Source organism: uncultured Salegentibacter sp. (assembly GCF_963972535.1).
Classification (GTDB): domain Bacteria; phylum Bacteroidota; class Bacteroidia; order Flavobacteriales; family Flavobacteriaceae; genus Salegentibacter.
Genome location: NZ_CAXAVR010000116.1, coordinates 1 through 7,654 on the forward strand (window position 1 = coordinate 1; position 7,654 = coordinate 7,654).

A 7,654-nucleotide genomic window follows, 5' to 3' on the forward strand; every position below is an offset into this window, starting at 1 on the left:
CGCTGGGAAAGAGTGAAAAAAGCTTACGATCTTATTGTAAAAGGCGAAGGCACCAAAAGCACCAATGCTGCTGAAACCATTGCTAAAAGTTATAAAAACAATATTAGTGACGAGTTTATTGAACCCATTGTAATGACCAATGAAGCCGGTGAGCCGGTTGCAACTTTAAAAGAGAAAGAAGTTGTAATTTTCTTCAATTTTAGAACCGATAGGGGAAGGCAGCTTACTCAGGCATTAACCCAGGACGATTTTCCTGAATATAATATGAAGAAATTACCGCTATATTATGTAACGGTAACAAAGTATGACGATAGTTTTGAAGGCATAAACGTAGTTTTCAAAAAAGATAACATTAAATCTACCCTGGGAGAAGTTTTGGAGTATATGGGCAAAAAGCAAATTAGAATTGCTGAAACCGAAAAGTATCCCCACGTAACTTTTTTCTTTAGCGGTGGCCGCGAAAAGCCATTTAAAGGAGAAAAACGTTTAATGTGCAGTTCGCCTAAAGTAGCCACTTACGACCTTCAGCCCGAAATGAGTGCTTTTGAAATTAGGGATAAAATTATTCCTGAACTTAAAGACGAATCGGCAGATTTTATTTGTCTGAATTTCGCAAACCCTGATATGGTTGGCCATACCGGTGTTTTTGATGCTGCTGTAAAAGCTGTGGAAACCGTAGATTCTTGCGCTAAAGATGTAGCTGAAACTGCGCTGGAAAATGATTATTCAGTAATTATTATTGCAGATCACGGGAATAGCGAGATTATGATTAATGAAGATGGAAGCCCAAACACGGCCCATACAACCAGTCCTGTGCCATTAATTTTACTGGACAAAGACGTGAAATCTATTAAAAGTGGTAAGCTTGGAAACATCGCGCCGACTATCCTAAAGTTAATGGGAATAGACCAGCCAGAAATGATGACTGAAGACCCACTAATTTAATTGAAAAATGATAAATAAGGTATTATTGCTTTTTTTGGGATTCTCCCTAATTTCAGGCGAGGTTTCAGATAAAGAAGTAAGTATAGAAAATAAAAATTCAGTAGAGATTCTTTTAGGTGAATTCACGCAGGCCGATTTAGAGAAAGCACCGCATTCCCGGTGGTTTACTCCCGGTTATGAAAATTACACACCTAAAAAAGAAGCTTTAAAAACTATTAAAAAGAATATTCACGATTATGAAATTCTAATGTTTATGGGAACCTGGTGTGGCGATAGCCGTTACGAGGTACCAAAGTTTTTTAAGCTTTTAGATGAAGTTAATTTTGATAGAAAAAATCTTAAAAATATTGCTGTAAACTTCGCTAAAAAAGCTCCCGGTGATCTAGATAAAGAATACAAAATTCATCGTGTTCCTACCATAATTTTTATGAAAGATGGAAAGGAAGTTAACCGTTTTGTAGAGTATTCTATAGAAAGCCTGGAAGAAGATTTAGCTAAAATAGTGAAAGGGAAAAAATATACAGATCCTTATTCAGAATAAAGAGGCACTTCTGAAGTTAATATTCGGTAAATCTTACTAATTTTGCGTTATGCCCCATACCTTAACCATTGCAGTAGATTTTGATGGAACTATTGTAGAAAATAAATTTCCGGAGATAGGGAAACCAAAGCTTTTTGCTTTTGAAACCCTTAAAAAGCTTCAGGAAGACGGGCACCGATTGATTTTATGGACGTACCGGGCAGAAGATAAACTGGAAGAAGCAGTTAAATTTTGCGAAAAAAGGGGGCTTCAGTTTTACGCTATTAATAAAAGTTATCCTGAGGAGGTTTTTGAGGAAAACATAAGCCGTAAGATCCTGGCCGATATTTTTATAGACGATCGCAATATAGGCGGAATGTGGGGTTGGGGAGAGATTTACCAGCGATTGAAAGACAGAGCTATAATTAGAGAAAATAAAAAGCAAAAGAAGAAATTCGGTTTTTTAGGCCGATTTTAAATTCAGAATATGATAATTACCAAAAATCCTGAAGAAATAGAATTGATGCGTGAAAGCGCACTTATCGTGTCTAAAACCCTGGGAATGCTTGCGCCGCATATTAAACCCGGAGTTACCACTTTGGAATTAGATAAAATGGCCGAAGAGTTTATTCGCGATCACGGTGCAGAACCGGGTTTTTTGGGAATGTACGATTTTCCCAACTCACTTTGCATGAGCCCTAACGCTCAGGTAGTACACGGGATTCCTAACGATAAACCTTTAGAAGAAGGCGATATCATCTCTATAGATTGTGGCGCTCTAAAAAACGGATTTTATGGTGACCACGCTTATACCTTTGAAGTTGGTGAGGTAAAACCTGAAGTAAAGGAACTTTTAAAAGCCACAAAAGAATCCTTGTATGTTGGTATTAGGGAATTTAAAATTGGCAACCGTGTTGGTGATGTTGGTTATGCCATTCAAAAATATACTGAAGACAGGGGCTATGGCGTAGTAAGAGAATTGGTAGGTCACGGTTTAGGTGCTGATATGCATGAAGATCCCGAAATGCCTAATTATGGTAAACGCGGTCGCGGTAAGAAATTTATAGAGGGAATGGTTGTAGCTATTGAGCCAATGATAAACCTGGGAACCAGAAGAATTAAACAATTGCCAGATGGCTGGACCATCTTAACAGCAGATAATACACCAAGCGCTCATTTTGAACATGATGTTGCACTTGTAGAAGGTAAACCACAATTATTATCTACCTTCGATTATATTTATGAAGCTTTAGGAATTGAGAGTGATGAAGAAGATGAGTTTAAAGCCGAGGTATATGGTAAAGAAATTTAGAGGTGAAATTTGGAAAAGACTTCATAAAGAAGAATGGCAGGACCGTTTTGTTTATGATGTTTCCAACTATGGTAGGATAATTAGCTATGTGCAGAATCCTGAAGGCGAATTAATAAATGGTGGGCGCACAAATGGTTACACAAGTTTTTCACCAAGACTTCAAAATGGAAAACATAAAGCATACTACGTGCACCGCATTGTTGCTGAACTTTTTCTTGACAAAAAAGACGACGATAAATTCGTAATACATAAGAATTTTAAAAAAGACGATAATCGTTTAGAGAATCTTGCCTGGACCACCCAGGAAGAATGGGTAAAACACCAGCATAACAGTCCTGGTGTAAAAGAAAACAAACGGAAACGAAAGTTAAGACGTGTTGTTACCTATTCAAAACTTACCTATGCACAGGCGGTAATATTAAAAAAGAAACTTTTAGACCCAAAAAGAAAAACCAGGATAAAGGTTTTAGCAAAACAATTTGGAGTTTCAGAAATGCAACTTTATCGTATTAAATCTGGCGAAAACTGGGGCGATATAAAAGTCTGAACCGCGTTAGCAATTTTTAATGAGCAAGCTTTTTAAAGTAGTTTTAAACACCGTTCCAAGACCTTTACTTATCAGGTTAAGTTACTGGGTAAAACCCTTCTTTAAATATGCGCTTCGCGGAAGCAAATATACCGATCCGATAGACGGGAAAAGCTTTTCTAAATTTTTACCATACGGATATATTAATCAGCGAGAAAATGTGCTCTCCCCTTCTACCCTTTCCCTGGAACGCCATCGACTACTTTGGCTTTTTTTAAAAAATGAAACTGAATTTTTTAGTAAAAATCTTAAAGTATTACACTTCGCCCCAGAACAGGCTTTTTACAAACGCTTTAGAAAGCTAAAAAACCTGGATTACACCACTACCGACCTGAACTCTCCTTTAGCCGATGTTAAGGCCGATATTTGTAATTTGCCTTTTAAAGAAAATGAATTTGATTTTATTCTCTGCAACCACGTTTTAGAACATATCCCAAATGATACTAAAGCAATGCAGGAACTTTACCGCATTTTAAAACCCGGCGGTACGGCTATATTGCAAATTCCGCAGGATTTAAAGCGGAAAACTACGTTTGAAGATAATTCAATTACCGATAGAAAAGAACGGGAACGTATTTTTGGACAGTATGATCACGTAAGGATATACGGCAGGGATTATTTTGAAAAATTAAGAAGTATTGGTTTTAAGGTTGAGGAAGTGGATTACACCAACCAATTATCTGTAGAAGAAATCGATAAATACCGATTGGCAAAAGGTGAAGTTATTCCGGTTTGTTATAAATGAAAAAATAAATTGGACTTCAAAAAAAGAAAAAACTTTTATTAATCACTAAAGTCCCCCTTGAGAACTTTTTCAATCGCTAAATCTGAAAATTCATTATTTGAATAGAAGCTTTTATAAAACTTAAATCTTTTAATGGGGTAATTTAATTCATAATCTACAGGAACTCCTTCTTTTTCGTATGCACGCCCTTCCCTATCCATATAAACTTCATTAGAAAGACTGTATTCCCAGCCATTGGGAAGATTTTTCCACAATATTTCTGAAAAGATTCCGGCACTTTTAGTACCCAGAATTTCGATATTAGAATAACTAAGGGCACCAAGCGCAAAAATTTCGGCAGCGCTGGCAGTTGCGGGACTTATCAATAAATAGATTTTCTTAGGGTTCTTTGTTTTTGGTTTTAAAGAAACTATTTGAGCAGGTGTAAATCCATCTTCAGTTTTTGCCTTTATTTTTATTATTTCTTTTTCTTCTGCAACAAAAAAGCTTAATAACTCTAAGGCAACGGTTTCATATCCGCCGCCATTGAACCTAAGGTCTATTATTACTGAATCGCTATCTTCTAAATCACTGAGAACCTTTTTCATAACCCGGCTAACCCCGTTAATTTCATCCTGAAACTGCTCCAAAGGCTCTGCAGCGTATTTTCTCAAATTATAAATACTATCAAATTTAATTGTCTTTTGAAATTCCTTCGGGACGTAATTCGCAAAATCATTCATATCGGCAATTCTTATGTAACCAATATTAGATTTTTGAATAGTCCCCCATTTTATTACCTCGTCATTATAAGAATTTATTTCTTTCAGGTAATTAGAATCTATAGCTAATACTATGTCTTCCTGGGTAAATGAGTTTTCAACCGACTTAGATTGTGACTTATTTTCCAAAATTGAATCTGGAATTTCAAGTTTTATATGTCCATCGTTAAATTTTCCTATTATCTCTTTCAGAAGTAAAGCAAATTGGTGATTGGTTTGTACTTTTTGAACTTTTGGTAAATAATTATTATATACTTTTTGCCAGTCTAAATCTCTTTCTTCAAAAAACGCATAATTGTTATCGAAGGTTTCCCAGAATGCCTTGAAATTATCCTCGAAAGATTTCTCTTTTTTAGTGCTTCTCTTCGTGCATATTTCCGGTAGTTTTTCAGTTCTTTTAAACCTATAATCTACAATCCCACCCGGATTCAAAATTAATTGATCGTCAGTACTATTTACAATTCTAAACCTTCCGGCAAATTTCCCATCTACCAAAGTTGCGCAATCGTATTTATCAATATTAAAATAAGAGTAAGTAGAATCTTCAATTTTTAAAATTCTGTCATAACCCTCTTGGGTCCATACTGTATTTTTTAAGCTCTCAGGGATTTGAGAATAGAAATTTATTCCGGAAAATATAAAAATAAGAACGCATAATCTTTTAAATAACATTAAAGAGGTTTTAATAAAGACAATTCAAATTATTATTTGTTACACCTATATCTAAATGTCAAAATATTTAGTTGGTAAATTCTATTTCAACTAAATAATAATGTGGAATATTGAATTCTTTACCAAAATTATCAGGATCTATTTCTGATTGTGCGACTCTGCAATAGGACGCTAATCCGTCCGGGTTTCTATTTGGAGTAATTATTGCCAAAATGTAAAACGGATTATTTATATTTTTTTCCAGAACCGTTCTAGCTCCAAAGAAATCTTTGGCTACATAATTTCCATTATCCTCATCAATAGGAAAATATAATTTTTTGCTCCCAAACCTATTGCCTCTAATCCAGGTTTTAAGATCTTCTCTCCCTATTTTACTAAGAAATTTAAATGATGTTTGGGTAGAATCTATTTTAAAGTAATCATTGCCGCTTTCATCAAATAAAGTGGTGGTATTAATTAAATCGCCATTGGAAAATTCTTTCATTCTTATCACAAAATACTTCCCCTTAATTGATTCTCCCTGAAAAGAAAATTCAGAATAATTAATATTTTCAAAATCAAATAAGGTTTCTAAATCTGAATCTTCCAGACCGTTTTGTATGGAAACATTCACAATATCAGAATTCTCAATAGATTCTGCCTGAGCATTTGTGAGGATAGGAATTAGAAAAATGAGGAGTAAGAGGTGTTTCATTGTATTGAAGTTATTAATTCTTCCCAATATAAGTTTTTACCAAAAAAATCTATGAAATAGACATAAGGTTTCAGCAAATAACTTTGAAAAGATGAAATATTAATTAAACGAACAGGTATAAGTTAAATGAGTACGAATATAAAACCACAAGAGAATCTAACGCAAAGCCTTCTCAAAACCTTCAGAAGTAAAAACCCTTATACTTTCTTGCTTATCAACATAGATAAAATAAACATCTACATTATCCAGTTTTTCCAGCATTTCTAAGGATTTTTCATAACCTAAAGCCATAAAAGCGGTGGCGTATCCATCGGCAAGAGTACAATTTTTAGCAAGTACAGATGCGCTTAGCAAATTGCTTTTTTCGGCTTTGCCGGTTAATGGATTTATAGTGTGTACATAACGATTTCCAGTAATGCTGTCTATTCTGAATTTTCGGTAATTTCCCGAAGTTGCCATCGCACGATTCTTCAGCGCAAGTACAGTTTGTAAAGTACGTTCTGCATCAGTTTGCTGCGGATTATCTATTGCAACGTTCCAACTGGATTCACGTTCTAAATTTTTGCCTTTGGCTACTAATTCCCCGCCCAACTCTATTAGGTAGTTTTCAACATTTTTAGAATCTAAATATTCCGCGATTACATCTATAGTGTAACCTTTGGCTATAGCATTAAAGTCGAGATAGATATTCGGGTTTTCTTTTTGAATTGTATTATTGCCGGTTAACCTGACTTTCTCAAATCCCACAAGTTGTTTTATAGAATCTAAAACAGCACCATCAGGTTCATTTAAAGGTTTATCAGGGCCAAAACCATAGGCGTTGACCAAACTGCCTACAGTTGGATCAAAATAGCCTTTGCTTTCATTAAAAACCTGTTTAGAATAGTTAAATACATTTTGAAAATGAACATCTACTTTTACATTTTCAGCGCCGGAATTTATCCGGGAGATATCAGAATTATCCTGATAAGTACTCATTGAGGTATTGATAACTTCAAAAATAGAATCTAAAGCCTTTTCAGTATTAAAGTTTTCCGAAGAAAAATATTTTATCTGGTAGGTGGTTCCTAATGCTTTTCCAGCCTCGGTATAGACCTGAGAAACATCATTATTACAGGAAAAACTAAGAAAAATAAGAAGAAGTAAAACTGAGATTTTTTTCATCTATATATAAGATTAGCGGAGATTAATTAAGCAGAAGTTGAACCTTAGCTGATACGGTAAGATTTAAATTTCCTGCCAGCCTTCGTAATTTACCACATATTCCTCGCCGTGCATTACCGGTTTTTCATAATCGGAAGAATTAGCCAGACCTACCCCGGCGTAAAAAGTACGGGCTTTAAATTTAACGGCATGGTCTTTTATAGATCTAAGAAAGGTAAGATCATAATCTTTGGGATTATGCGGATATTCTATTGC

9 protein-coding genes and 1 pseudogene are annotated in these 7,654 nt (G+C 34.9%); 6 read left to right on the forward strand and 4 right to left on the reverse strand.

Features of this window, described 5'->3' with window-relative positions; translation table 11 throughout:
• The 6 genes from gpmI to AACZ30_RS11720 form a co-directional block, all read left to right on the forward strand.
• On the forward strand, positions 1 to 945 hold a 945-nt coding region (gpmI, locus tag AACZ30_RS11695), incomplete at its 5' end, for a 2,3-bisphosphoglycerate-independent phosphoglycerate mutase (protein ID WP_339649521.1).
• Between the two features lie 7 nt (positions 946 to 952).
• Entirely contained in the window at positions 953 to 1,486 is a 534-nt protein-coding gene (locus AACZ30_RS11700) for a thioredoxin family protein (RefSeq protein WP_339649522.1), read from the forward strand.
• A gap of 49 nt (positions 1,487 to 1,535) precedes the next feature.
• Positions 1,536 to 1,943 carry a hydrolase gene (locus AACZ30_RS11705; RefSeq protein WP_339649524.1) on the forward strand — a complete coding sequence of 136 codons (408 nt, stop codon included), beginning with the start codon at positions 1,536 to 1,538 and terminating at the stop codon, positions 1,941 to 1,943.
• A gap of 9 nt (positions 1,944 to 1,952) precedes the next feature.
• A complete protein-coding gene (gene map / locus AACZ30_RS11710) occupies positions 1,953 to 2,777 on the forward strand; it encodes a type I methionyl aminopeptidase (RefSeq protein WP_339649525.1) in 825 nt (274 codons plus the stop codon).
• On the forward strand, positions 2,761 to 3,324 hold the full coding sequence (locus AACZ30_RS11715) for an HNH endonuclease signature motif containing protein (protein WP_208222664.1): 564 nt from the start codon (positions 2,761 to 2,763) through the stop codon (positions 3,322 to 3,324). The genes map and AACZ30_RS11715 overlap by 17 nt, the downstream gene beginning before the upstream one ends.
• Positions 3,325 to 3,343: 19 nt before the next feature.
• Positions 3,344 to 4,108, forward strand: a complete 765-nt coding sequence (locus AACZ30_RS11720; protein ID WP_339649526.1) for a class I SAM-dependent methyltransferase — start codon at positions 3,344 to 3,346, stop codon at positions 4,106 to 4,108.
• Between the two features lie 38 nt (positions 4,109 to 4,146).
• Here AACZ30_RS11720 and AACZ30_RS11725 read toward each other — a convergent pair whose 3' ends face one another.
• From AACZ30_RS11725 to AACZ30_RS11740, 4 genes and pseudogenes are all read right to left on the reverse strand, one after another.
• Positions 4,147 to 5,541, reverse strand: coding sequence for a S41 family peptidase (locus tag AACZ30_RS11725; protein ID WP_339649527.1), 1,395 nt, complete (start codon positions 5,539 to 5,541; stop codon positions 4,147 to 4,149).
• A 67-nt stretch (positions 5,542 to 5,608) separates the two neighbouring features.
• Positions 5,609 to 6,235 carry a hypothetical protein gene (locus AACZ30_RS11730; protein ID WP_339649528.1) on the reverse strand — a complete coding sequence of 209 codons (627 nt, stop codon included), beginning with the start codon at positions 6,233 to 6,235 and terminating at the stop codon, positions 5,609 to 5,611.
• Positions 6,236 to 6,391: 156 nt separating this feature from the next.
• Entirely contained in the window at positions 6,392 to 7,399 is a 1,008-nt protein-coding gene (locus tag AACZ30_RS11735) for an FAD:protein FMN transferase (protein WP_339649529.1), read from the reverse strand.
• Between the two features lie 63 nt (positions 7,400 to 7,462).
• Positions 7,463 to 7,654: pseudogene (locus AACZ30_RS11740) on the reverse strand (Na(+)-translocating NADH-quinone reductase subunit F); the annotation flags it as partial.

Coding starts and splice junctions, on each gene's coding strand:
- AACZ30_RS11700 (WP_339649522.1), top strand. CDS start 953: ATGATAAATAAGGTATTATTGCTTTTTTTGGGATTCTCCCTAATTTCA.
- map (WP_339649525.1), top strand. CDS start 1,953: ATGATAATTACCAAAAATCCTGAAGAAATAGAATTGATGCGTGAAAGC.
- AACZ30_RS11725 (WP_339649527.1), bottom strand. CDS start 5,541: ATGTTATTTAAAAGATTATGCGTTCTTATTTTTATATTTTCCGGAATA.
- AACZ30_RS11715 (WP_208222664.1), top strand. CDS start 2,761: ATGGTAAAGAAATTTAGAGGTGAAATTTGGAAAAGACTTCATAAAGAA.
- AACZ30_RS11705 (WP_339649524.1), top strand. CDS start 1,536: ATGCCCCATACCTTAACCATTGCAGTAGATTTTGATGGAACTATTGTA.
- AACZ30_RS11720 (WP_339649526.1), top strand. CDS start 3,344: ATGAGCAAGCTTTTTAAAGTAGTTTTAAACACCGTTCCAAGACCTTTA.
- AACZ30_RS11730 (WP_339649528.1), bottom strand. CDS start 6,235: ATGAAACACCTCTTACTCCTCATTTTTCTAATTCCTATCCTCACAAAT.
- AACZ30_RS11735 (WP_339649529.1), bottom strand. CDS start 7,399: ATGAAAAAAATCTCAGTTTTACTTCTTCTTATTTTTCTTAGTTTTTCC.